We start from the raw sequence: 23,866 nt of genomic DNA, 5'->3' as shown, positions 1-23,866 counted from the left end.
TGGCAGGCCTCGGCCTGCCATTTTTATATCCAGATGAAGGCGACACGCATTTATTAGTCGCACATTTAACCAAAAACTCTATGATCACCCCCCTGTTCGTATGGGAGTTCATTATGTTGCGCCGTTGCTATCGTCTCATCTTGTTGTGCTGGCTCGCCTGCTGGAGCCTGGTGACGGCTGCTGCCACCGCATTGAGTCACGACAACCTGGCCCGGGCGGAACAAGCCTGGCTCGAGTCGCGCAGCGAGTTGGTGGTGGGCATGCCGACGGTGGATTGGCCCCCCTATGTCTATACCAATGGCCGGGGTGGGTTCAGCGGTCCCCTTGACGATTTTGCCGAGCTGGTGGCGAGCCAGCTGGGATTGACGCTGAAGTACCGGGGTTATCCCGATTATGCCCGCGCCCAGCAGGCGCTGATCGATGGTGAGACCGATCTGCTGCTGGGGGTGGTACCGGAGCAGAAACCGCAGCAACAGGCGTTGAAGACGCTGGATATCATGGGGGTGCCGCGGGGGGTACTGCTTGCGCGCACCCAGACCGAGACCGCCCTGGACGATGCGCGGCGCTGGCGTTGGGTGTGCATACGGGGCTTTGGGGCCTGCAATGAGCTGATCCGGCTCGGAGTGAAGGATCACAGCGAGGCCGACAGCGTCGACGAGGCGGCCTTCATGGTGAAGCGCGGGCTGGCGGATGCCTATCTGGCAGACCTGCCGACCCTGATCCGCCTGCAGCATTTACGTCAGCATGCCCAGTTGCAGGTGATCACCCCATCCTGGGTGCCACCCACCCGGCTGACCATGGTGATGACCGCTAACAACCTGGGATTGCACAGCCTGTTGCAACGGGTGCTGGACTCCATCCCGGACAGCGAACGCAGGCAAGTGCTGGAGGCGGGCGGTGGCATCGATTATGGCCAGGTGCATGGCCCACGCCAGAACCTCTTCAACCAGGAGGAGTTGAATTGGTTGGCGCAGCACCCTGTGCTGAAGTATGGGGTGGCGCCCAACTGGCCGGCGATGAGCAATATCGACAAGCAGGGTCAGTTGGTGGGCTTTGTGGCCGATCTGCTGGACTTGATGAGCGCTCGCTCCGGCCTGCAGTTCAGCCTGGTGCCGACGCCGAGCTGGGGCGACACCCTGGCGCAGTTCGAGGCAAACAAGCTGGATTTCGTGCCCGCCATGACTCCGACCGACGAGCGTCGTCGATCCATGCGGTTTACCCCTAATTATGCCTTCATCAATAGGGTCATCGTAGGGAGGAAGGGGACGGATGAACTCTCCAGCCCAGTGGATCTGAAGGGACGCCGGGTGGGGATGGTGCGGGGCTCGGTGGAGCAACTTCTGCTGGAGCGGGTCGGGGCCGTGATGATCACCGCCGACAGCGACACTCAGCTGTTGCCGCTGCTAGACAGCCATCAGGTGGATTACACGCTGATCAGCATGAACACCCTGGGGCAGTCATTGCAGAAGGGGTTCAGCGATCACTATCAGGTGGTCTTCTCGGGTGATGAGCTCAGGGTCCCCGTTGCCATGGCGATACAGCAGCAGGATCCCATGTTGCAGCAGATCCTGAGCAAGGTGCTGCTCTCCATCCGGCCGGATGAGCTGGCCAGACTGGATCACAAGTGGCTTTCCCTGACCATACAGACGGGGCTGGATCCGAGCAAGGTGCTGCTCTGGTCTTCCCTCGGAGGCGGTGTCTTCCTGCTCTGTGTCCTGTTGTCCGTGGGCTGGAACCGGACCCTGCGTCGCCAGATAAGCCAGCGACGAGAGGCGGAACAACGGCTGGAGGAACAACTGGCATTCGTGCAGATGATGCTCGATGCACTGCCCAATCAGGTGGTGTTGACCAATGAGCGCCATGAAATAGCGATGACGAACTGGGCGTACCGACAGTTGTTCTTGCAGGGGGAGAATCTGAACGGCTCCTGCTATCTGTTGCTTCAGGATCGGCTACCCGAAGCCATTCGGGCCAGGGTTATCGAGGAGGATACCAGGGTCTGGGAGAGCGGCGAGGAGCTCAATGGCAGCGGTGAGATCCAGCTGCCGGATGGTGCGCTGCATCAGATGCTCTACACCAAGCGGCTGTTTGTCGGCCCCGATAACAAGCGGCTCGGGATCCTGACCGTGCTGACCGATGTCACCGAGCTGAAGCAGGCGCGCTCCGCTGCGCAGGAGGCGGAGACCCGGCTCACCCAGATCACCGACAGCATGCCGGGCCTCGTCTATCAGTATCACTGGATTGGGCCGGGGAACGGACGCTTCCTCTATACCTCCCAGGGGCTCAAGGAGATAGTGGGTTATGACGAAGATCCGGTGCATAGCGGCGTCGTCGGCAGCACCATTTTGGGGCTGACAGGCCCCGCCCTGCATGACTTCGTTGCGACCGTTGAACGGCATGCCAGAACCATGCAACCCCTCGATCTTGAGGTGGATATCATGCGTCACGGAACCCCCTGCTACCTGCAGATACGGGGCCATTTCGTGCATCAGGAGGGGCTCGAGGGGGTCATCCTGAACGGGGTGGTGCAGGACATCACCAGCCTGAAGCGACAGGCGCTGGAGCTGCGTCAGGCCAGAACGGTGGCGGAGGAGGCGATGCAGGCCCGTAGCCGCTTCCTCGCGACCATGAGCCATGAATTGCGTACCCCCATCTCCGGCATGCACGGCATGCTGGAACTGCTGCAGATGAGCGATCTGGACGACGATCAACGCTATATGCTGCGCAACGTCTCGACCTCCACCAATCACCTGCTCTACCTGGTCAACGACATCCTGGACTTCTCCAAGATGGAGGCGGGCCAGTTGCAACTGCATTATCAAGTGGGCAGGCTCACCACCGTCATCTGCGATGTCATCCGTGGCCACGCCACCCTGGCCCATGGCAAGGGGCTCGGCGTGACCCTGGCCTGGGCCGCCGAGGTGCCGGATCAGGCCAGCATCGACGCCATTCGGGTCGGGCAGGTGATCTCGAATCTGCTCAACAACGCGGTGAAATTTACCGAGTCGGGGCAGATAGACATCCGGGTCGGTTATGACGACCATCGGCTGGTGTTTATCGTTCAGGACTCGGGGATCGGCATCCCCCTGGAGAAGCAGGCGAATCTGTTCATCCCGTTCAAGCAGGTCGAGTCCGACATCACCCGGCGTTTCGGCGGAACCGGGCTCGGGCTTGCCATCTGTCATCAGCTGGCCCAGAAGATGGGGGGCAGCCTGACGCTGGAGAGTCAGCCCGGGGTGGGGACCAGGATGACCTTCAGGATCCCCCTGAGCGAGTGCCAGTGGGATGTGCCGCCGCTGGCAGGGCAGGATTGGTGGTGGTTTGGCGAGGATGCTGTGCTGCAGTCGGTGATGGAACGGCTCGGCGCCAGGCTCCATCGACTGGAGCCCGCCCAGTGGCAGCCGTCGCTCGGCGGACGCCTGCTGGCACAAGAGAGTCACCTGGAGCAAGCCCTCGGCGGTGACTGGTTGCAGCATTTGCAGCAGTCCTCGCTCAAGGGCATAGTGCTCTCTTCACAGGAGGCGCTGCGTGGCCGGATGGGCTCGGATGCCTGGTGGCGACTGGGTCAGTCCCCGCTCTATCCCGACCTGTTGCTGGAGACCTGTCGCCAGCTGTCGGGGGAACGGGCGGCTCAACCGGTGCAGGCCTTGGGGGACAAGTTGCAGGGCCGGGTGCTGGTGGCCGACGATCACCCCGTCAACCGTGCCCTGCTGGCCCGCCAGCTCGCCATTCTCGGTATCGATGCCGAACTGGTGGATGATGGGGAGAAGGCGCTGCGCGCCTGGCAGGGACAGGGCTTTGCCCTGCTGCTGACCGATTGCCACATGCCGGTGATGGACGGCTATACCCTGACGCGCACCCTGCGAGCGGCAGGCGAGGAGGCGCCCATCATCGGGGTCACCGCCGATGCCTCGGAGGAGGCCAGCCTGCAGATGCAGGCCGCTGGCATGAACGACATGTTGTTCAAGCCTTATAGCCTGGAAACCCTGCGTCAGACGCTGGAGCGCTGGCTACCGACCGCCAGCTTGCCGTCGGGGGAGCCCGAGCCGCTCGTGCAGGCCAGGGTTCAGGAGCAGGGGTTGAACTGGTTATCCTTGTTTGGTGATGAGGGGCTGGCGCGTAGCATGGCGATGGAATATCTGGACTCCAATCGCCAGGATAGCGAGGACATGATGCGGGCGCTGGCACGCCAAGACGCCCAGGCACTGGTGGAGACGGCGCACCGCATCAAAGGGGCGGCCCGCATGGTCGGGCAGCTCGCGCTGGCAGAAGAGGCGGCCCGGCTGGAGACGGCGGCCCGCCTGAAGCAGCTGGACAGGCTCACCGAGTTGAGCCAGACGGTACAGGCATTGATGGATTCTATTACAGGCGAAATTGGATTATGGCTCGATGAATAGCACAGGGAATAATTTGGCAATCATGGTGGTGGAAGATCACAACTTCCAGCGCAAGGCCCTGATGCACCAGATCCGCGGACTCGGCTACGGCAATCTGCTGGAGGCGCAGGATGGGGAGGAGGCGCTGGCGCTGTGTCAGTATCACCAGGTTGATATTCTGTTTTGCGATCTGCGCATGCCCGGCATGGATGGCATGGCCCTGTTGCGCCGGCTTTCGCTTGGGGGATTTCGTGGTGGCATCATCTTGTGCAGTGCGCTGGAAGACGACGTGGTCGATGCCGTGCTGCGCATGAGCAGCGCCTACGGCCTGCAGGTGCTGGGGCGCATAGACAAACCCGCGAGCCATCAGCAGATCAAGCAGATGATCGGTGCCTGGCGGCCCCAGTTGGTACACAGTCAGAAGGAAGATGGCCACAGCCTGACGCTGGATGAGCTCAGCCAGGCGCTGGAGCAGGATCAACTGCTGCCCTGGTATCAACCCAAGGTGAGCTTTGGTACCGGTCAGTGGGTCGGCATGGAGGCGCTCGCCCGCTGGCAGCACCCGAAATACGGGCTCATCTCCCCGGCCCGCTTCATTCCGCTGGCAGAGCACCACGGGCTCATCGATCCGCTGACCGAGCTCATCATCAGCAAGTCTCTGCGCGATGGCCATCTGTGGGAACAGACCGGGCTTTCCCTCAACCTGTCGATGAACCTCTCCACCACCTCGCTGATCGAAGGGGATCTGTGCAACACCCTGCTCAACCACTGTCAGCGCTGGAGCATCAACCCTGAGCTGATTACCCTGGAGGTGACCGAGAGCGCCTTCGTCAAGGATCTGGGGAAGTCGCTCGAGGTGCTGACGCGGCTGCGCATGCACGGTTTTGGCCTTTCCATCGACGACTTCGGCACAGGTTACTCCTCCATGCAGCAGCTGGCCCTGTTGCCTTTCACCGAGTTGAAGCTTGACAGATCCTTCGTGGATCGCTGCTATGAAGATCCCTCCCGGCTCGCCATCATAGAGTCGAGCATCGAGCTGGCCCGCAAGCTGGGGCTCAAGTCGGTGGCCGAGGGGGTCGAGGATGAACCCACCTGGCAGCTGCTGGCCAGGCTGGGATGTGATCAGTGCCAAGGCTTCTTCTCCGCCCGGCCCATGCCGCGCGATCAACTGCTGGAGTGGCATCGCACCTGGCTGGATCGATTACCGGCGCTGATCAAGCATTAAACCCTGGGCAGGATGCCCGCAGTGGAACAAGGACGTTTATGAAAATATCAAGCAAGCTGTTGTTGAGCTTCTGTTTTATCAACCTGCTCATCATTCTCTCCTCCACCCTCGTCTACCATCAGCTCGGCCAGATCGAGCAGTCGCAAGATGCCCTGCTGGAGCAGGCGTTGCCCGCCCTGCAACGGGATGAAGCGAGTCAGAAGGCACTGATCGCCACCGTTTCCTCCCTGCGTGCCTACCTCATCCTCGGCAAGGACCAGGCCCAGGCTAGCCGTCTCAAGCAGGAGTGGGATGGCGCCTGGCATGCCATTGAACAGCAAGCCTTCACCCCCGCGCTGACCCAGTCTCTCAAGGCGTTCAAGGGGGCCCAGGAGAAGGTGTGGGCCATCGCCCATACCGAGGAGAATCTGCCGGCCCACAGCCTGATGCTGCTGGAGGCGGGCCCGCTGGCGGAGGCGGCGCTCGATCAGCTGCAATCCTTTGCCAATGAAGAGGTGGCCACTTCGCAAGCCGAGCTGCCGGGGGATCGTCGGCTGCTGCTCAAGCAGGTGGGGGATGCCTACAACGGCCTCGCCAATGCGCTCTCCGCCCTGCGGGATTTCCTCATCTCGGGGGACAAGGAATATCGGGACAAGTACCAGGATTACTACCAGTTTCACCTGCAGCGGGTGGCCGAGCTGAGGCAGCAAGAGGCCAACTTCACCGAGGCACAGAAGGGGCTGTGGGCGCTGTTCGAGCAGATGTCGGCCCCCTTTGCCGAGTTGGTGGGCCAGGTGATCAGCAAGCGCCAGGCACCGGACTGGGATCAGGCGAACCACCTGATGGCGACCGATATCGAACCGGCGCTGACCCGGCTCGCCGACCAGCTGGCGTCTCAGGTGACCCACACTCGGGCCGAGGTGGACGGAATGGCGCACAGGATGGCAGGCGCCAGCCAGACCATTCACAGCACCCTGCTGCTGGCCACTCTCAGCGTCATTCTGCTCGGCACCCTGGTGGCCTTGCTGTTCAGTCGCAGCTTGACCCGGGACATCGCCAGCCTGGTGACGCGTGCCGGCCTGGTGGCGGATGGCCGTCTGCCGGCCGAGCCCTTGCCGATCCTGCGTCAAGACGAGCTGGGCGGTCTGACCGGCTCCATCAACCGGATGTCGGCCCAATTGCGCCAGCTGGTCGGTGAGATCCAGGGGGCCGTGGGTCAGGTGGAGGGGGCCGGCCGCGAGGTGGCTCAGACCACCAATGCCATCGTCGAGGATCTGGCAAGCCAGAATCAACGGGTCGATATGGTCGCCGCCGCCATCGAGCAGATGTCGGTCAGCGCCCGTGATGTGGCGGGCAACACCGCCGGGGCGGCCGAGGCGGCGCGTCAAACCGAGCAGCAGGCCCGCCAGGGGAGTGACACGCTGGAACGCATGGTGAACACCATGAAGCAGGTCGCCGTCATGATCACCCAGGCCAATCAGGCCATGGGGCAGCTCAGCAGCCAGAGCGAGCAGGTGGGGCGCGTCACCGAGGTCATCGCCACCATCGCCGAGCAGACCAACCTGCTGGCGCTCAATGCCGCCATCGAGGCAGCCCGTGCCGGAGAGCAGGGGCGTGGCTTTGCCGTGGTGGCGGACGAGGTGCGTCAACTTGCCAACCGCACCAGCCAGTCGACGGCGGAGATCAACCAGACCATCGCCAGCATCCAGCAGCAGACCCGACAGACAGCCGCGACCGTGGGTGGCGGGACCCAGCTGGTGGAGCAGGGGCGTACCGTCATGTTCGCACTGGCCGAGACGTTTGAGACGGTGATGCGACTGGTGCAGGATCTCTCTGGTCAACTGGAAGCCATTACTGCTGTGACCGAACAGCAGTCCAGAGTGGCGCAGGAGGTGGCCGGGACTGTCGAGGAGATCGCCGGGCTCGGCCGCCAATCCAGCGAGCGCGGTCAACAGGGGGAGCGGATTGCCGCCAGATTGATCCGGGAGACGGGCCGCTTGACCTCGGTCATCAGCCGGTTCGAACTGGGGTGATAAGCGGGCGGGCAGATGCCCGCCCGTTGTTTAGTCCAGGCGGCGAAAGGCCTGGTTGTCGAAGCTGCCGCTGGTCTCCTGATTGAGCAGGGTGACCAGCAAGATGGCGCGCTTCTCGCCATCCGGTTCCAGATAAATGGCCTCGAATCCGGCGAGAGGGCCCGCCTCGATGAGCACCTTGTCCCCCTGCGTCGGCAGGCTGGCGTAGCTGGCCCTCGCCTCGTCGCTGTCGTCACGACTCATCAATCGATAGATCAGCTGACTGCTGATGGAGGTCCATTCCTTGCCGAAATGGACGATGCGGCTGATGCCGCGGGTCGATTTCAGGGTGACGGGGGTGACCTCGTCGAGATCCACATAGATGAACAGATAGTTGGGAAACATGGGCTCGCGTACGGGGACCCGCTTGCCGCGGCGCAGTTTCTCGACTTCGACCATGGGGTAATAGGATTCGACACCCTGGGCTGCCAGATGGGCGCGGGCGCGGGCTTCTTCCTTAGGCTTGCAATAGGCCAGATACCATTTTTTCATTGTTCTGTTTTGTGTTTGTTACCGTGCTGACGCCCATGATAACGGGGGCAAAAAAAAAGGCCACGCTTGGCGCGGCCTTTTTTGCAGAGTGAGTGGTTACCAACCTTTCACCAGACCGCCCTTGAACAGTTCGGTCCCTTTCTTGTAGACCTCGTCGGTCTGGAAGGACTGGACGAACTGCTTGACCTTCTCTTCGTCCTTGTTGTTTTCACGGGCGACGATCAGGTTCACGTAGGGGGAGTTCTTGTCTTCGACGAAGAGGCCGTTCTCGGTCGGGGTCAGGCCGATCTGACCGGCGAAGGTGTTGTTGATGATGGAGAGATCAACATCTTCCAGGGAGCGGGGCAGCTGAGCGGCTTCCAGCTCGACGATCTTGAAGTTGCGCGGGTTGCTGGCGATGTCCAGTACGGTGGCTTCCAGGCCAGCACCTTCTTTCAGCTTCAGCAGACCTTGCTTCTCCAGCAGGATCAGGGAGCGACCCAGGTTGGTCGGATCGTTCGGCACCGCGATCTGGGCGCCGTCTTTCAGTTCACTCAGCGCCTTGATCTTCTTGGAGTAACCGGCGATCGGGTAGACGAAGGTGTTGCCAACCGGTACCAGCTTGAAGCCACGATCACGGATCTGGGCATCCAGATAGGGCTTGTGCTGGAAGGCGTTGACGTCGACGCTGCCGTCGTTCAATGCCACGTTCGGGGTGACATAGTCGGAGAAGGTGACGATCTCGACGTTCAGACCGTATTTCTCTTTTGCCACCTTGGCGGCAGTCTCGACCAGCTCGGTCTCCGGGCCGGCGATGGCGCCGACTTTCAGGGTCTTGTTCTCTTCCTTCTGGCCGCAGCCGACCAGAACCAGTGTAGCCAGCAGTGCAGCCGCAGCGGATTTAATGCCCAATTTCATAAAAACCTCCTGTCAGAAACCGACGATTAACGATGATCACATTGTTGAACCAGGCGCTCACCTGCGCTCTGGATGAGTTGAACCAGCACTACCAGAATGACCACGGTGACCAGCATGACGGTGGGATCGAAGCGCTGGTAGCCGTAGCGAATACCCACATCTCCCAGACCACCCCCTCCGATGGCACCGGCCATGGCGGAGTAGTTCACGAGCGTGACTAACGTGATGATGACGCTGTTGAGGATCCCGGGCAGGGCCTCGGGCAGCAGCACCTTGGCGATGATTTGCAAGGGTTTGGCACCCATGGCCTTGGCCGCCTCGAGCAGGCCGTCCGGCACCTCCATCAGGGCCCCTTCCACCAGGCGAGCGATGAAGGGCACGGCGCCTATGGTCAGCGGTACTATGGCGGCGATAGTGCCGATGCTGGTCCCGACGATGAAGCGGGTCAGCGGAATGATGGCCACCAGCAAGATGATGAAGGGCACCGAGCGGCCGACGTTGACTATGATGCCGAGGGTCCGGTTCAGCAGCGGGTTGGCCAGGATCTGGCCGGCTTTGGTCACGTGCAGCGCCACGCCGAGCGGCAGGCCGAGCAGGCAGCCAAACAAGGCGGAGGCAAACACCATGATCAGGGTGTCGCCGAGGGCTGAGATCAGCAGATTAATCATTGCTTCGGACATAGCCCATCACCTCTAGCTGAATATGGTTGTCTATCAGGAACTGCTGGGTGGCCTCGCACTGGGCCTCATCCCCGAACAGCTCGGCCAGCAGGAAGCCGAACTTGACCCCGCCGGCGTACTCGATATCCGCACTCAGGATGCTGATATCGATGTTGAAACGGCGGCTCACCTCGGAGATGAGCGGGCTGTCGACCGTGCTGCCGGTGAAACCGAGTTTGACCAGCGGGTAGCTGTTCGCCACGCGCTCCGCACTCATCCGCTCCTGGTACTCCTGCGGCACCTCCAGATGGATGGTGGAGTGGATGAAGTCACGGGCCAGCTGGGTCTTGGCGTTGCTGAAGAACCAGGCCACTTCGCCCTGCTCGATCAGGCGGCCGTCGCTGATGATGGCGACCTCGTCGCAGATCCCCTTCACCACGTCCATTTCGTGGGTGATGAGCAGTATGGTGAGCCCCAGCTTGACGTTGATCTCTTTCAGCAGGCTCAGGATGGAGCGGGTGGTCTGGGGATCCAGGGCCGAGGTGGCCTCGTCACACAGCAACACCTTGGGGGCCGGGGCCAGGGCGCGGGCGATGGCGACGCGCTGCTTCTGACCACCGGACAGCTCGGACGGATAGGCATGGGCACGCGCTTCCAACCCGACCAGGGCGAGCAGCTCCTCGACCCTTGTCTGGATCTGGGCCTTGCTCCAGCCTGCCAGCTCCAGCGGGAACGCGATGTTGGCGAACACGGTGCGCGAAGACAGCAGGTTGAAGTGCTGGAAGATCATGCCGATCTGGCGGCGTGCCTGGGTCAGATCCCGCTCCGGCAGGGCCACGAGATCCTGGCCATCGACGATGACCTGGCCGTCGGTAGGACGCTCCAGCAGGTTGACGCAACGAATGAGGGTACTCTTGCCGGCACCGGAGGCGCCGATCACGCCGAAGATCTTGCCTTGTGGCACATGCAGGCTCACGTCACGCAGGGCGTGCACGGCGTCAGTGCCCTTGCCGTAGACTTTGTTGAGACCGTTCAACTTAATCATGAATTCTTCCGTGCTAACAGCCTTAAAGCACAGGGCGCTACAGGCGGGTGAATTGGGCAGAGGTTTCACTGGGTTAGTCTGCCATCATGGAGGATGATGCTAAGATGTCCGGATGGCTGTGTCAACGCATGTTTCTACGTCTAGACGGCTAAAAAATGGATAAGGATTTCTGCTGATTGACTATAGATTGGCGGGAAACGGATCGATTCAATATTAGATTCTTATTTATAGCCTAATGTCCGAATATAACCCGGCTGATGGACCTCAGGTCGCTGATTCATCAGTGCCGCCGCTTATCGTTACCTGCTCTTCTGGGCAGCCGTTGCCAAGATGACACGGACCTTCTGCCTTGTCCCGCTCTCTTTCTCTTTTCCATCCTATTGATAAAGCACAATAAACAACCAGTTCTGGTGAGAGGCAGGGTCGACTGTCGTTTGAGCCTGCCAGGAGGTGCACGCCAAGCGGGGAAACCGGTGGCTAAAAGCTAAAAGAAGGAGGGCTGCACTCGCCGAGGCGGCACTGTCTTGGCGCTGGCCGGATTCTCTCACCCTGATGATCGAAGAGGCCCGACATATGCCGGGCCTTTCTGATCATCTTGCGAGACAACGGCTCACTTTCCTTGCTGGGACTCGGCGTAGAGGGCGGCACCTATGATACCTGCCTGATTGAGGCTGGCCGCCGCTACCAGCGGGGCCCGGGTCTCTATCTTGTCGATGAACTTGTCGAGTTTGGCGGCGCTGCCGCCCCCCAGGATGAAGAGATCGGGGGAGAACAGGAATTCCAGCCTGGCCAGGTATTTGTTGAAACGCTTGCCCCAGCGGCTCCAGGAGAGATCCTCGCGCTTGCGGGCGGCGTCCGAACAGTAGTGCTCGGCGATCATGCCTTCCAGCATCAGGTGACCCAGCTCGGTGTTGGGCAGTAGCTGACCGTTAACGAACACGGCGGTGCCGATGCCGGTGCCGACCGTGATGAGGATGATGACCCCCTTGCGATCCTGACCAGTGCCAAAGCGCATCTCGGCAAGCCCGGCTGCATCGGCATCGTTGATCACGTGGCAGGGCAGGCCGGTCACGTCCGTAAACAGGTGGGCCGCATCGGTCTCGACCCAGCTCTTGTCGATGTTGGCGGCGCTCTTGGCGATGCCGTTGTGAATGATGGCGGGGAAGCCGCAGCCCACCGGGCCCTTCCATTCGAAGTGCTCGACCAGCGCCTTGAGGGTATGGGCAATGGCGGCCGGGGTGGCCGGCTGCGGGGTGGTCAGACGCAGGCGTTCGCCAATCAACTCGCCGGTCTTGGTATCGATCAGGCAACCCTTGATCCCGGACCCACCTATATCAACTCCCAACATCTGCATCAGAATGTTCCTTTTATTGCGCCTATGGTCAATGGTCGGCAGAGCATGAAAAAAGTGCTGTCATCCGGCAAGGGCCAGATCACTTATGCGTGATCCGGCAGGCCTTTTTCGATGCAGCGGATCAGCAAACGGGTCTTCTTGTTCTCTTTCTCCTGGCGCGCGGCCAGGGTCGCCAGTGCCCACTCTATGTGTTCGGCCACCATGGGCTCGGCCTCGGCCAGCGCCTGCTGCAGGGCTGCGATCGCCTCGGGGCTGGCCGGACCGTTGCCGAGCGCCACCGCCAGGTTGCGGCGCCAACGTTGATAACCGATGCGGCGAATGGGGCTGCCCTCGGTGTGCTTGAGAAAATCGCTCTCCTGCCAGCGCCACAGGGTGAGCAGGGGCGGGCGGTGCAGGTTGGGCCTTGGACTGAAGTCAGGCTCGGGGCTTACGTCCGCATAGCGATTCCAGGGGCAGATGAGTTGGCAGTCGTCACAACCATAGATGCGATTGCCCATGAGCGGGCGCAGCTCCAGCGGAATGGGCTCGTCGCTCTCAATGGTGAGATAGGAGATGCAGCGCCGGCCATCCACCACGTAGGGCGCTATGATGGCACCGGTCGGGCAGATGTTGATGCAGGCCACGCATTTGCCGCACTGTTCTTTCTCCACCGGCGCATCCATGGGCAGTGGCAGGCTGACGAGCAGCTCCCCGAGGAAGAAGAAGGAGCCGGCGGACTCGTTGAGCAGCAGCGAGTGCTTGCCCACCCAGCCGAGCCCGGCCTTGGCGGCGAGCGGCCGCTCCAGTATGGGGGCCGAGTCGACGAAGGGGCGCCACTCTCCCGTGGCCTGAAACAATGACTGGCAGCGTTGCTCTATGCGATCCCCCAGCTGTTTGAGCCGGTTGCGCATGACTTTGTGGTAGTCGCGGCCGAGGGCATAGCGGCTGATGTAACCCAGGGTGGGATCGCGCAGGGTGGCGGCAAAACCCGCCTCGAAAGGCAGGTAATTCATGCGTACCGACAGCACTCGCTGGGTGCCGGGCAACAACTCATGGGGGCGCGCGCGCATCATGCCGTGACGGGCCATGTAGTCCATGTTGCCGTGATGGTTCGCATCCAGCCAGGCCTGCAATCTGGGCTCTTCGATACGCAGATCGGTGTCGGTGATCCCGACCTGGTCAAATCCTAGCTCGCGTGCCCAGAGCTTGATATCTTGAGCCAGTTGCTGGAGTTCGGTTGCTGTCATGCTGCGCGGTCGGACCCGAGCCTCGAAGGCGGGATCTTGGGGAGCGGGCATGGGGCTGAGCAGGTGTCGTCATGCCACGGTATATGCCCGGCGCCGGAAGGTCGGATCACTGGATGATGAAGGTCGGGAGCCGTCATGGTACAGGTTATCGAGGATGCTATCTGCGGGGAAGAAGGCAACAGTCTAGCACAGCCCCTGTGGCGGACCGAACAGATCCGTCGCCTGGAGCAACACTGGGCCAGGCTCGAGGGGCGTGAATGTTATGACCTGATGGAGCGGGCTGGTGCCGCCCTGTGCAGCTATGCCTGTCACCACTGGCCCAAGAGCCGCCACTGGTGGATCTTCGTCGGCCCCGGCAACAACGGCGGCGATGGTTATGTGCTGGCGCGCCTCGCCAGACGGATCGGGCTCGATCCCCTGGTGATCGCCACTCGGGCCCCCGCGTTGCTCCAGGGCGACGCCAGACGAGCCGCCGATGGATGGCTCGCCGCGGGAGGGAGCGTGATGATGGCCGAGACGGCCGAGCTCGACTCACTGATGCCACCGGATCTGGTAATAGACGCCTTGCTCGGCACCGGTGTCCATATTTCCCTCTCCCCTTCAATGACAAGGCTTGTCGCAACAATCAATGCCTTGCAGGTCCCCGTGCTGGCGGTGGACCTGCCCTCCGGGCTCAATGCCGACACCGGTCGCGCCATGGGCGCCCTGGTGCGCGCCACCCGTACCCTCACCTTCATTGGCATCAAGCAGGGCATGTTGACCGGTGACGGGGTGGACGGGGTCGGTCGGCTCGACTGCGATAGCCTCGGTGTGATGCCACCGGATGGCGTTATTCCTGCCTCTCTGCGGATCGACTACCCCGGCCTCAGGGCACTGTTGATCCCGCGCCTCCGCTCGGCCCACAAGGGGAGCAACGGCAAGGTGCTGGTGGTGGGGGGCAATCTCGGCATGCAAGGCGCTATCCTGTTGGCGGGGATGGCCTGCCTGCGGACGGGGGCTGGTCTGGTGCGCCTCTGGCAGCATCCGGACTCGCCTCCCGTCAGCCTGGTGCAGCCGGAACTGATGGGCTGGTCCGGCGGAATAGACGATGGCTGGGCCAAGGTCAGGGTGCTGGGACCCGGCCTCGGTCGGGACGAGTGGGCAAGGAGCCGGTTCGAGCAGCTGATCACGACCGAGGGGCCGCTGGTATTGGATGCCGATGGATTGAATTGGCTGGCGCAGGGGCCCCGTCATCAGGATAATTGGGTGCTCACTCCCCACCCGGGGGAGGCGGCCCGCCTGCTGGATTGTTCCATCGCCGAGATAGAAGCGGATCGCTTCGCCGCAGTGCGGCAACTGCAACGGCGCTACGGCGGCGTCGTGCTGCTCAAGGGGGCGGGTACGCTCATCTGCGACGGGCACAGCATCACCCTGTGCGACGAAGGCAACCCCGGCATGGCCAGTGGCGGCATGGGCGACCTGTTATCTGGTATAATCGCCGCCCTCCTGGCTCAGGGCTGGTCTGCCTCCATGGCAACCCGGCTGGGGGCCGTGATCCACGGTGAGGCGGCCGATTGCGCCGCCGCCGAGGGAGAGAGGGGCATGCTGGCATCGGATCTGCTGCCCTGGATCCGCCGTCTGGTCAATCCGACACAGTAACAAGTTAAAAGAAGAACATGGCAAAACAGTTGATGATGACACTGCCGGATGAGGCAGCAACAGTGGCACTGGGCGGACGGCTGGCGCAGGCGTGCCAGCAGGCGACCACGGTATTCCTGCACGGCGCCCTCGGGGCCGGCAAGACCACCCTGACCCGGGGTTGGGTGCAAGGGCTCGGCCATCAAGGCAAGGTTAAGAGTCCGACCTATACCCTTGTTGAGCCCTATGAATTGGCCAACTGGCAGGTCTATCACTTCGATCTCTATCGACTGGCGGATCCGGAAGAGCTGGAATTCATGGGCATTCGGGACTACTTCGCGGCCGATACCCTCTGCCTGGTGGAGTGGCCAGAGAAGGGGGAGGGCTGGCTGCCCGCCCCCGATCTCGAGATTACCCTGACGTATGTAAACGAGCAGCGTGAGGCCCTGATAGCGGCCCGCACTGCTATTGGCGAAGCCATTCTGGAACGGTTGTCATCTCAGTGCGCTTGATCCTTGTCGTTGTATTTTCCCTGCTGGCCCTGCCCTCCTACGCGAATCAGCTCAAGAGTGTGCGGGTCTGGCCATCGCCGGATAACACCCGGGTCGTGCTCGACATGAGCAGTGCCCCCAATTTCAACTATTTCACCCTGACCGGCCCGAGCCGCTTGGTGATCGATCTGAAGGGGGCGAGCAACGCCGCCAACCTGACCCGCATCGAGAACAAGAGCGAGCTGGTGCGCAAGATCCGCGAGAGCACGCCGCTCGAGAAGGGCAGCATGCGGCTGGTGCTGGACCTCAGCTCCAATATCAAACCGGTGGTGTTCCCGCTGGCACCGGCAGGCCCCTATGGTCACCGGCTGGTGATTGATCTGCCCTATGAGGAGAAGGGGGCCAGCGCCGCGCAGTCCACCCCCGTTGGCGGGCAGGGCAAGGCCATCGTCATCGCCATCGATCCCGGCCATGGCGGGGAAGATCCCGGCTCCATAGGCCCGCGCCGCACCTACGAGAAACGGGTGACCCTGGCGGTATCCCAGAAGCTGGCGGCGCTGATCGACCGTGAGCCCGGCATGCGCGCCGTGATGACCCGTCGTGGCGACTACTTCGTCGACCTGAACAAGCGCTCCGAAATTGCCCGCAAGGCCAAGGCCGATCTGCTGGTGTCGGTGCATGCGGACAGTTTCCACAACTCCACGCCGCGCGGCGCCTCGGTCTGGGTGCTGTCGACCAACCGCGCCAACCGCGAGATGGGCAGCTGGCTGGAGAAGCAGGAGAAACAGGGCGAACTGCTGGGCGGGGTAGGCAAGGTATTGGCCGAATCCGACCCCAACCCCTATCTGGCGCAGACCTTCCTCGATCTTTCCATGGACAAGTCCAGGGCCGAGGGCTATGACGTCAGCCGCCAGATCCTGCGCTCCATGGGCAAGGTCGCCCGGCTGCACAAGAAGGCGCCGGAGCACGCCAGCCTGGCGGTGCTCAAGGCACCGGACATCCCCTCGGTGCTGGTGGAGACCGGTTTCATCTCCAACCACGGGGAAGAGAAGCTGCTGGCCACCGCCAGTTATCAGGATCAGCTGGCGCGCGCCATCTTCGAGGGGATCCGCAACTACTACCGCAGCCACCCGACCAAGGGCCCCATGATGACCGGCAAGGGCCAGCAGGTGGCCAGGAACAGTCAACCGGCGGCGAAAAAGGCGGTGGTCGCCCCCGCACCCCAGCAGCAGGTGACCAACCGCATGCCGGCGACGGTACCGACCAGCAGCAATGATGGCGGCGCACCGGTCAGCAGCGTCAGCGGCGGCTCCGGCGCCGGGGTGATCAAGCCCTACTCGGTGGCGGCCAAGGAGCCGAGCGTGCCGGTCGCAAGCAGCCAGAGCAACGACAAGTCCAAGATGATCCGCCATGTGGTCACCCGTGGCCAGAGCCTCTCCCGTCTCGCCGAGAAGCACGGAGTGAGTCAGGCGAAGCTGGTCGAGATCAACAAACTCAAGTCGCGGGACATCCAGATTGGGCAGGTGATCTATATCCCCCAAGGATAAGAATCGGGAGCCAGCGATGCCGATCCGTATATTGCCACCGATCCTGGCGCACCAGATCGCCGCTGGCATGGATGAGGTGGAGCGGCCCGCCGCCGTGGTGAAGGTGCCTGGATCCCGCAAAATGAAACGTCAGGAGTAAGCGATGCCGATCCGTATATTGCCACCGATCCTGGCCAACCAGATCGCCGCCGGCGAGGTGGTTGAGCGGCCCTCCTCCGTGGTGAAGGAGCTGGTGGAGAACAGCCTGGACGCGGGGGCGGATCGGATCGAGGTCGACATCGACAAGGGAGGCGCCAAGCTCATCCGCATCCGTGACAACGGCGGCGGTGTCGCCAAAGACGAGCTGGTGCTGGCGCTGTCGCGCCACGCCACCTCCAAGGTGGCGACCCTCGACGATCTGGAGGGGATCAACAGCCTGGGCTTCAGAGGGGAGGCGCTCGCTTCCATCAGCTCGGTCTCCCGCCTCACCTTTACCTCCCGCACGGCGGAGCAAACCGAGGCCTGGCAGGCCGAGGCGCAGGGGCGCGAGATGAGCGTCACCGTCAAGCCGGCGGCCCACCCGGTGGGCACCACGGTGGAGGTGGTGGATCTCTTCTTCAACACCCCGGCCAGGCGCAAGTTCATGCGCAGCGAGAAGACCGAGTTCGCCCACATCGACGAGCTGGTGCGCCGCATCGCACTCTCCCGCTTCGACTGCACCCTGATCCTGCGCCACAACGGCAAGGTGGTGCGCCAGTACAAGTCTGCCAATACGGTGGCGGAGCAGGAGCGTCGCCTCGCCGCCGTCTGCGGCACGCCCTTCATGCACCACGCCCTGGCGGTGGAGAGCGAGCACAGCGACGTGCGGCTCTGGGGTTGGCTGGCTGCCCCCGCCGGTGCCCGGCCGCAGAACGATCTGCAATACACCTACGTCAACGGCCGCATGATGCGCGACAAGCTCATCAATCACGCCATTCGCCAGGCCTATGACGAGTTGCTGCCGGCTGACCGCTTCGCCGCCTATGTGCTCTACATCGAGCTGGATCCGCGCCAGGTGGACGTGAACGTGCATCCGGCCAAGCACGAGGTGCGCTTTCATCAGGCCCGTCTCATCCACGACTTCATCTTCCAGGCCCTGTTCAGTGCACTGCATCGCGAGGTCAGGGTAGAGAATGCTATGGAAGAACCCTTGGCTGGTAGTCAGATTGAACTGCCATCCGCGTCAAAAATAGAATATCCCGGTCAGGCGCCGCGCCCGGAGTGGTATGGCGCCGAGCACAGCTATCGCTCCCCGGCCCAGGTCAGGGAGACCGTGGAGGCGCGGGAGGGCGGCGCGACTCGCAGTGGCCACTATCAGCCCCCTGAGCCCCCCAGCCGGGAGGCGATGCGCGGCATGGGCGCCTTGCTGACCACCCTGCCCATCGCCGAGGCCGGATCCGCGGCCATCGCCGCGCCGGTTGGTGCCGCCACGGCAGCCCAGCCGCAGCAGGCCTATCGTGCCCTGACTCTGGTGGAGCAATCCTATCTGCTGCTGGAGCGGGATGGTCAGCTGGCGCTGCTCTCTCTGGTGCGGGCCGAGCGGGTGCTGCTGCGTCACTGGCTGCTGGAAGCCTGGGGCCAAGGGCTGGCGGCGCAGCCCTTGCTGCTGCCGGTCTCCTTCAAGCTGCCCAAGACCTTGGTTGCGTTGGTAGAAGAACAGGAACGTTTGCTCAAACGCATGGGGCTGGAGTTGAAAAGCGGTGGGCGCGACACCATGATCCTGACTCGGGTGCCCGCCTTGCTGCGCCAGACCGATCTGGTGCGGCTCTTACCCGAATTGCTGCAGTTAATCGAGAGCGGATCTGACAGTGATGGGAACCAGCTGGCTGAAGTAGTATGCCAATGGCTGGTGGAACAGGGTATAAGCACCGAAAAAGTATATGATTTTTCAACGGCCAGTCGTTTGCTGACGGAACTTGTGAGCAATTTCAGTGACCAACTGGCAGATATTCGCATGGTGCGCCCCTTGTCGTTGGCGGCTGTGCTGGAAGAATTTACGCATGGCGGCCAAGCGCAATGACCCCCCTCCGGGTGGGTTCCTTGCCTCTGATTCGCCGTGTGAGAGGAAAGTGAACGTGGCTGAGTTGCCGAATGCAATTTTTCTGATGGGGCCGACGGCCTCCGGCAAGACGGATCTCGCCATCAATCTGTGTCAGGCCCTGCCCTGCGACATCATCAGCGTGGACTCCGCGCTCATCTATCGCGGCATGGATATCGGCACCGCCAAGCCGGGCGCCGCCGAGCTGGCGCAGGCGCCGCACCGACTGATCGACATCCTGGATCCGGCCATGAGTTATTCGGCGGCGGATTTTTGCCGCGATGCCTTGCGCGAGATGGACGAGATCGCCGCCCGTGGCCGCATCCCGCTGCTGGTGGGGGGCACCATGCTCTATTTCAAGGCGTTGCTGGAGGGGCTCTCTCCCCTGCCACCGGCGGATCCGGTCATTCGGGCCGGGCTGGAGGAAGAGGCAGCTCGCCTCGGTTGGCAGGCGCTGCACGATGAGCTGGTACGCATCGACCCTGTGGCCGGCGCGCGCATTCACCCCAACGACCCGCAGCGGCTGAGCCGGGCGCTGGAGGTGTATCGCATCAGCGGCAAGACGCTCACTGAGCTGACCCAGGTGCAGGGGGAAGGATTGCCATATCGGGTACACCAGTTTGCCATCGCGCCGAGCGATCGGGCCGTGCTGCACCAACGCATCGAGCAACGCTTCGATCTGATGCTGCAAAACGGCTTCGAGCAAGAGGTGCGAGCCTTGTTTGAACGGGGGGATCTCCACCCCGACCTGCCTGCAATTCGTTGCGTTGGCTACCGCCAAATGTGGGACTATCTGGCAGGGGAAGTGGGATATGATGAGATGCGTTATCGTGGCATCGTTGCCACCCGTCAGCTGGCCAAGCGCCAGATGACCTGGTTACGTGGCTGGTCCGATCTGACCTGGTTGGAATCTGGTGAGTCTGGCAATCTGGCAAGGGTTGTTGCCCGTGCTGGTGCGGCTTGACACTCCCTGTATAATCAGGTTGTTATAGCAATATCCGGTGTTTAAAAACAACAAACTATAAGGAAAAGAAAGATGGCTAAGGGGCAATCTCTCCAAGACCCGTTTTTGAATGCGCTGCGCCGTGAGCGTATTCCAGTTTCTATCTATTTGGTCAACGGCATCAAACTGCAGGGTCAGATCGAATCGTTTGACCAGTTTGTCATCTTGCTGAAGAACACCGTGAGCCAGATGGTTTACAAGCACGCCATTTCTACCGTGGTGCCGGCCCGTGCCGTCAATCATCACCAGCCCGCCCCGGGCGCGGCCGGTGAAGAGCAGGGTGAAGCCGAGGCGTGATATGCCGCGGCGAGCCGGCTCGCCAACCCGGATTCATCATGAGATCTGTTAAGGAGCAAGCGCTTGTTTGACCGTTACGAAGCTGGTGAACAGGCCGTTCTGGTACATGTCAACTTCAGCGATGAGGGTGAGCGGGAGGATCTGGAAGAGCTCAAGATGCTGGTGAGCTCGGCCGGGGTCAATGCGCTGGGGGTGGTCACCACCAGTCGCAGTGCTCCCAGCGCCAAGTTTTTTGTCGGTAGCGGCAAGGCGGAGGAGATCGCGTCCCAGGTTCAGATGCTGAATGCTGACGTGGTCATCTTCAACCATGCCCTGACCCCTGCCCAGGAGCGCAACCTGGAGCGTCTGTTCCAGTGCCGGGTGGTGGACAGAACCGGCCTGATCCTGGATATCTTCGCCCAGCGCGCCCGTACCCACGAAGGCAAGTTGCAGGTCGAACTGGCCCAATTGCGTCATCTTTCTACTCGCCTGGTGCGAGGCTGGACCCACCTCGAGCGTCAGAAGGGCGGGATCGGTCTGCGCGGCCCGGGTGAAACTCAGCTTGAAACCGACCGACGCCTGTTGCGGGAACGCATCAAGGCGATCCTGCGTCGGCTCGACAAGGTGGCGAAGCAGCGGGAGCAGGGCCGTCGCGCCCGCAATCGCAACGAAGTGCCAACCGTTTCTCTGGTGGGCTATACCAACGCCGGAAAGTCCACTTTGTTCAACCAACTTACAGATGCCAGCGTGTATGCTGCCGACCAACTGTTCGCAACTCTGGATCCCACCCTGCGTAAATTGGTGATCCAGGATGTGGGTGATGTGATCCTGGCGGATACAGTTGGATTTATTCGGCACTTGCCCCATGATCTGGTCGCGGCCTTCAAGGCGACGCTGCAGGAGACCCGCGAAGCGGACCTGCTGCTGCACGTCGTGGACTGTGCCGATGAGCAGATGCAGGAGAATGTCGATTCGGTGCAGACAGTCCTGGCCGAGATCGAGGCGGACGACCGTCCCCAGCTGATGATCTGTAACAAGATAGACAAGCTGACCGATCGTCCGGCCGGCCTGGAGCGGGATGACGAGGGTCGTCCACTGCGGGTCTGGCTGTCGGCCCAGACCGGTGAGGGGAGCGAATACCTGTTCGCGGCCCTGACCGAATTGCTGGCCGGATCCATGGTCCATCACACCCTGCAGTTGCCGCCCTCGGCCGCGAGATTGCGCAGTGCGCTCTATCGGCTGAAAGGCATCGAGCAGGAAGGTTTCAGTGAGGAGGGGGATTTTGTCCTGGAGGTGCGCTTGCAAGTGGCCGACTGGAACCGCCTCATGAAACAAGAAGGTGAGAGTTTACAACGCTTTATCAGGCATTGATGGTCGATGAAGATGAAGGCTTAGCGGCTTCGTCAACGATCGATGGCCCGGTAGAGATGATATCCATCCGCATGTATTAATGGAGACGCTGATGGCTTGGAATGAGCCTGGAAACAACGGCAAAGACCGTGACCCTTGGGGGAATAACGGCAAGAATCAGGGACCCCCTGATCTGGATGAAATGCTGCGTAAGGTGAGCCGCCGTTTCGGTGGCCTGTTCGGCGGTGGCAAATCCGGTGGTGGTGATGTAGGCAAGTTTGGCCTCTCCATCGCGCTGGTGGTGGCCGTGGTGGTGTGGGTCGTCAGCGGCTTCTACACCATCCGTGAAGCCGAACGCGGCGTGGTACTGCGCTTTGGGGAGTATTCCCATAACGTGGATCCCGGCCTGCGCTGGAAGCCGACCTTCATCGATCGGGTGATCCCGGTGGACGTCGAGTCTGTGCGCTCCCTGCCGGCCTCCGGCTTCATGTTGACCCAGGACGAGAACGTGGTCCGGGTCGAGATGGACGTGCAGTATCGCGTGGTCGACCCGGAGCAGTACCTGTTCAGCGTCACCAATGCCGACGAGAGTCTGAGCCAGGCCACCGACAGCGCCCTGCGCTACGTGGTGGGTCACACCAAGATGGATGATGTCCTGACCACGGGTCGGGAAAAAGTCCGTCAGGAGACCTGGCAGGTGATCGATGGCATCATCGAGCCCTACCAGATGGGCCTGCAGATCGTCGACGTCAACTTCCTGCCGGCGCGTCCGCCGGAAGAAGTGAAAGACGCCTTCGATGACGCCATCTCCGCTCAGGAAGATGAACAGCGTTTCATTCGTGAAGCGGAAGCCTATGCCCGTGAAGTGGAGCCGAAGGCCCGCGGCTCGGTCAAGCGTCTGGAACAGGAAGCCGAAGGCTACAAGTCCCAGATCGTGCTGAAGGCCAAGGGTGAAGTCGCTCGCTTCAACGAGCTGCTGCCCCAGTATCAGGCCGCCCCCGAGCTGACTCGCGAGCGTATCTACCTGGAAACCATGGAAGAGCTCTATCAGCAAGCCAACAAGGTGCTGGTCGACATGCCTGCTGGCAACAACAGCATGATCTACCTGCCATTGGACAAGCTGTCTGGCAAGGCGAATGCGGTGCAACCGGCACGTCCGGCGGGCACACCTGCGGTGGAGCCGGCCCAGCCGTCCAACGAAGGGGCCAATTCCACACCGACGCCGCTGCGTGGCGGTGACCGTTTCAGCACAGGGAGAAACTAATAGATGAAGAAAATAGCTATTGGTGTCATCGCTGTGGCCGCCATGGTCTGCTTCTCCTCCGTCTTCATCGTCGATGAAGGTCAGAAGGGCATAGTCGTGCAATTCGGCAAGGTGAAGCGGGTTGACTCCGGCGAACCCCGTCTCTACGAGCCGGGCCTGCACTTCAAGGTGCCGGTGATTGACCAGGTTCGCAAGATGGATGCCCGCATCCAGACTCTGGAAGGTCAGGCGGATCGCTTCGTCACCTCAGAGAAGAAAGACCTCATCATCGACTCCTACGTGAAGTGGAAGATCGAGGACTTCTCCAAGTACTACCTGGCAACCGGTGGTGGCAACAAGATCCAGGCCGAAGACCTGCTCAAGCGCAAGATCAACAACGGTCTGCGTTCCGAGATCGGTAACCGCACCATCAAGGACATCGTCTCCGGTGAGCGCAGTACCGTGATGGAAGATGCCCTGATGAAGATGGCGCGCTCCTCCGAGCTCGGCATCAAGGTGGTGGATGTGCGGATCAAGCAGATCAACCTGCCGGTAGAAGTCTCCAGCTCCATCTATCAGCGGATGCGTGCCGAGCGGACCGCCGTGGCCCGTGAGCACCGCTCCCAGGGTCGCGAGCAGGCCGAAATCCTGCGTGCCGACATCGACCGCAAGGTCACCGTCATGATCGCCGACGCCGAGAGTAATGCGCGTCAGCTGCGTGGTGAAGGGGATGCCGAAGCCGCCAGGATCTATGCCGACAGCTACAAGAAAGACCCCGAGTTTTTCAGCTTCGTGCGTAGCATGGAGGCCTATCGCAAGAGCTTCGCCGGTGGCAACGACCTCATGGTCCTGAAGCCGGACAGCGAGTTCTTCCGTTACCTCAAGTCTCCTCACGGCGACAAGCAGTAACAAGCCAAGCGGTAAGAGCGAAGGGCCTGAATATTCAGGCCCTTCTTGC

At 61.9% G+C, this 23,866-nt stretch carries 19 protein-coding genes; 13 read left to right on the top strand and 6 right to left on the bottom strand.

The features are described 5' to 3' along the window. The first annotated feature begins 113 nt into the window (after nucleotides 1–113). The 3 genes from MM194_RS11725 to MM194_RS11715 are packed head-to-tail and all read left to right on the top strand — an operon-like array spanning nucleotide 114 to nucleotide 7,613. Complete coding sequence (locus MM194_RS11725) at nucleotides 114–4,397, top strand: transporter substrate-binding domain-containing protein (RefSeq protein WP_241343653.1); 4,284 nt, start codon at nucleotides 114–116, stop codon at nucleotides 4,395–4,397. Then, nucleotides 4,390–5,601, top strand: coding sequence for an EAL domain-containing response regulator (locus MM194_RS11720; RefSeq protein ID WP_033128756.1), 1,212 nt, complete (start codon nucleotides 4,390–4,392; stop codon nucleotides 5,599–5,601). The genes MM194_RS11725 and MM194_RS11720 overlap by 8 nt, the downstream gene beginning before the upstream one ends. A 38-nt stretch (nucleotides 5,602–5,639) precedes the next feature. Beyond that, nucleotides 5,640–7,613 (top strand): methyl-accepting chemotaxis protein, encoded by a 1,974-nt coding sequence (locus MM194_RS11715; protein ID WP_241343652.1) that lies wholly within the window; start codon nucleotides 5,640–5,642, stop codon nucleotides 7,611–7,613. A 30-nt stretch (nucleotides 7,614–7,643) separates the two neighbouring features. On the opposite strand, the gene rfaH is transcribed toward MM194_RS11715, so the two are convergent. The 6 genes from rfaH to queG form a co-directional block, all read right to left on the bottom strand. After that, nucleotides 7,644–8,144 (bottom strand): transcription/translation regulatory transformer protein RfaH, encoded by a 501-nt coding sequence (rfaH, locus tag MM194_RS11710; protein WP_033128758.1) that lies wholly within the window; start codon nucleotides 8,142–8,144, stop codon nucleotides 7,644–7,646. A gap of 96 nt (nucleotides 8,145–8,240) precedes the next feature. Then, a complete protein-coding gene (gene metQ, locus MM194_RS11705) occupies nucleotides 8,241–9,041 on the bottom strand; it encodes a methionine ABC transporter substrate-binding lipoprotein MetQ (RefSeq protein WP_241343651.1) in 801 nt (266 codons plus the stop codon). Nucleotides 9,042–9,067: 26 nt separating this feature from the next. Next, entirely contained in the window at nucleotides 9,068–9,721 is a 654-nt protein-coding gene (locus tag MM194_RS11700) for a methionine ABC transporter permease (RefSeq protein WP_033128760.1), read from the bottom strand. Continuing rightward, nucleotides 9,702–10,745 carry a methionine ABC transporter ATP-binding protein MetN gene (metN, locus tag MM194_RS11695; protein ID WP_241343650.1) on the bottom strand — a complete coding sequence of 348 codons (1,044 nt, stop codon included), beginning with the start codon at nucleotides 10,743–10,745 and terminating at the stop codon, nucleotides 9,702–9,704. The genes MM194_RS11700 and metN overlap by 20 nt, the downstream gene beginning before the upstream one ends. A 610-nt stretch (nucleotides 10,746–11,355) precedes the next feature. Continuing rightward, nucleotides 11,356–12,099 (bottom strand): polyphosphate--glucose phosphotransferase, encoded by a 744-nt coding sequence (gene ppgK, locus MM194_RS11690; protein WP_033128762.1) that lies wholly within the window; start codon nucleotides 12,097–12,099, stop codon nucleotides 11,356–11,358. Between the two features lie 83 nt (nucleotides 12,100–12,182). Next, nucleotides 12,183–13,325, bottom strand: a complete 1,143-nt coding sequence (queG, locus tag MM194_RS11685) for a tRNA epoxyqueuosine(34) reductase QueG (protein ID WP_241343649.1) — start codon at nucleotides 13,323–13,325, stop codon at nucleotides 12,183–12,185. A gap of 135 nt (nucleotides 13,326–13,460) precedes the next feature. Here queG and MM194_RS11680 point away from each other — a divergent pair, with 135 nt between their 5' ends. The 10 genes from MM194_RS11680 to hflC all read left to right on the top strand — a co-directional run bounded on the left by MM194_RS11680 (nucleotide 13,461) and on the right by hflC (nucleotide 23,817). Then, on the top strand, nucleotides 13,461–14,963 hold the full coding sequence (locus MM194_RS11680) for a bifunctional ADP-dependent NAD(P)H-hydrate dehydratase/NAD(P)H-hydrate epimerase (RefSeq protein ID WP_033128764.1): 1,503 nt from the start codon (nucleotides 13,461–13,463) through the stop codon (nucleotides 14,961–14,963). A gap of 17 nt (nucleotides 14,964–14,980) precedes the next feature. Continuing rightward, nucleotides 14,981–15,454 (top strand): tRNA (adenosine(37)-N6)-threonylcarbamoyltransferase complex ATPase subunit type 1 TsaE, encoded by a 474-nt coding sequence (gene tsaE, locus MM194_RS11675; protein ID WP_033128765.1) that lies wholly within the window; start codon nucleotides 14,981–14,983, stop codon nucleotides 15,452–15,454. After that, entirely contained in the window at nucleotides 15,445–16,980 is a 1,536-nt protein-coding gene (locus MM194_RS11670) for an N-acetylmuramoyl-L-alanine amidase (protein WP_241343648.1), read from the top strand. Before tsaE ends, MM194_RS11670 begins: the two co-directional genes overlap by 10 nt. A gap of 16 nt (nucleotides 16,981–16,996) precedes the next feature. Further along, nucleotides 16,997–17,119, top strand: coding sequence for a hypothetical protein (locus tag MM194_RS21960; protein WP_274518475.1), 123 nt, complete (start codon nucleotides 16,997–16,999; stop codon nucleotides 17,117–17,119). Between the two features lie 3 nt (nucleotides 17,120–17,122). Further along, nucleotides 17,123–19,018 (top strand): DNA mismatch repair endonuclease MutL, encoded by a 1,896-nt coding sequence (gene mutL / locus MM194_RS11665; RefSeq protein WP_033128767.1) that lies wholly within the window; start codon nucleotides 17,123–17,125, stop codon nucleotides 19,016–19,018. Nucleotides 19,019–19,082: 64 nt separating this feature from the next. After that, nucleotides 19,083–20,000 (top strand): tRNA (adenosine(37)-N6)-dimethylallyltransferase MiaA, encoded by a 918-nt coding sequence (gene miaA / locus MM194_RS11660; RefSeq protein ID WP_241343679.1) that lies wholly within the window; start codon nucleotides 19,083–19,085, stop codon nucleotides 19,998–20,000. A gap of 72 nt (nucleotides 20,001–20,072) precedes the next feature. Then, nucleotides 20,073–20,336, top strand: a complete 264-nt coding sequence (gene hfq, locus MM194_RS11655) for an RNA chaperone Hfq (protein ID WP_033128769.1) — start codon at nucleotides 20,073–20,075, stop codon at nucleotides 20,334–20,336. Nucleotides 20,337–20,399: 63 nt separating this feature from the next. Next, nucleotides 20,400–21,686, top strand: a complete 1,287-nt coding sequence (hflX, locus tag MM194_RS11650) for a ribosome rescue GTPase HflX (RefSeq protein WP_033128770.1) — start codon at nucleotides 20,400–20,402, stop codon at nucleotides 21,684–21,686. Between the two features lie 91 nt (nucleotides 21,687–21,777). Next, nucleotides 21,778–22,929, top strand: a complete 1,152-nt coding sequence (gene hflK, locus MM194_RS11645) for an FtsH protease activity modulator HflK (RefSeq protein ID WP_033128771.1) — start codon at nucleotides 21,778–21,780, stop codon at nucleotides 22,927–22,929. Nucleotides 22,930–22,932: 3 nt separating this feature from the next. Further along, a complete protein-coding gene (hflC, locus tag MM194_RS11640) occupies nucleotides 22,933–23,817 on the top strand; it encodes a protease modulator HflC (RefSeq protein WP_241343647.1) in 885 nt (294 codons plus the stop codon). Nucleotides 23,818–23,866: the final 49 nt, after the last annotated feature.

Source organism: Aeromonas sp. MR16, assembly GCF_022549315.1.
Lineage (GTDB): Bacteria > Pseudomonadota > Gammaproteobacteria > Enterobacterales > Aeromonadaceae > Aeromonas > Aeromonas aquatica.
This window is presented reverse-complemented; position numbering and strand designations above follow the sequence as displayed.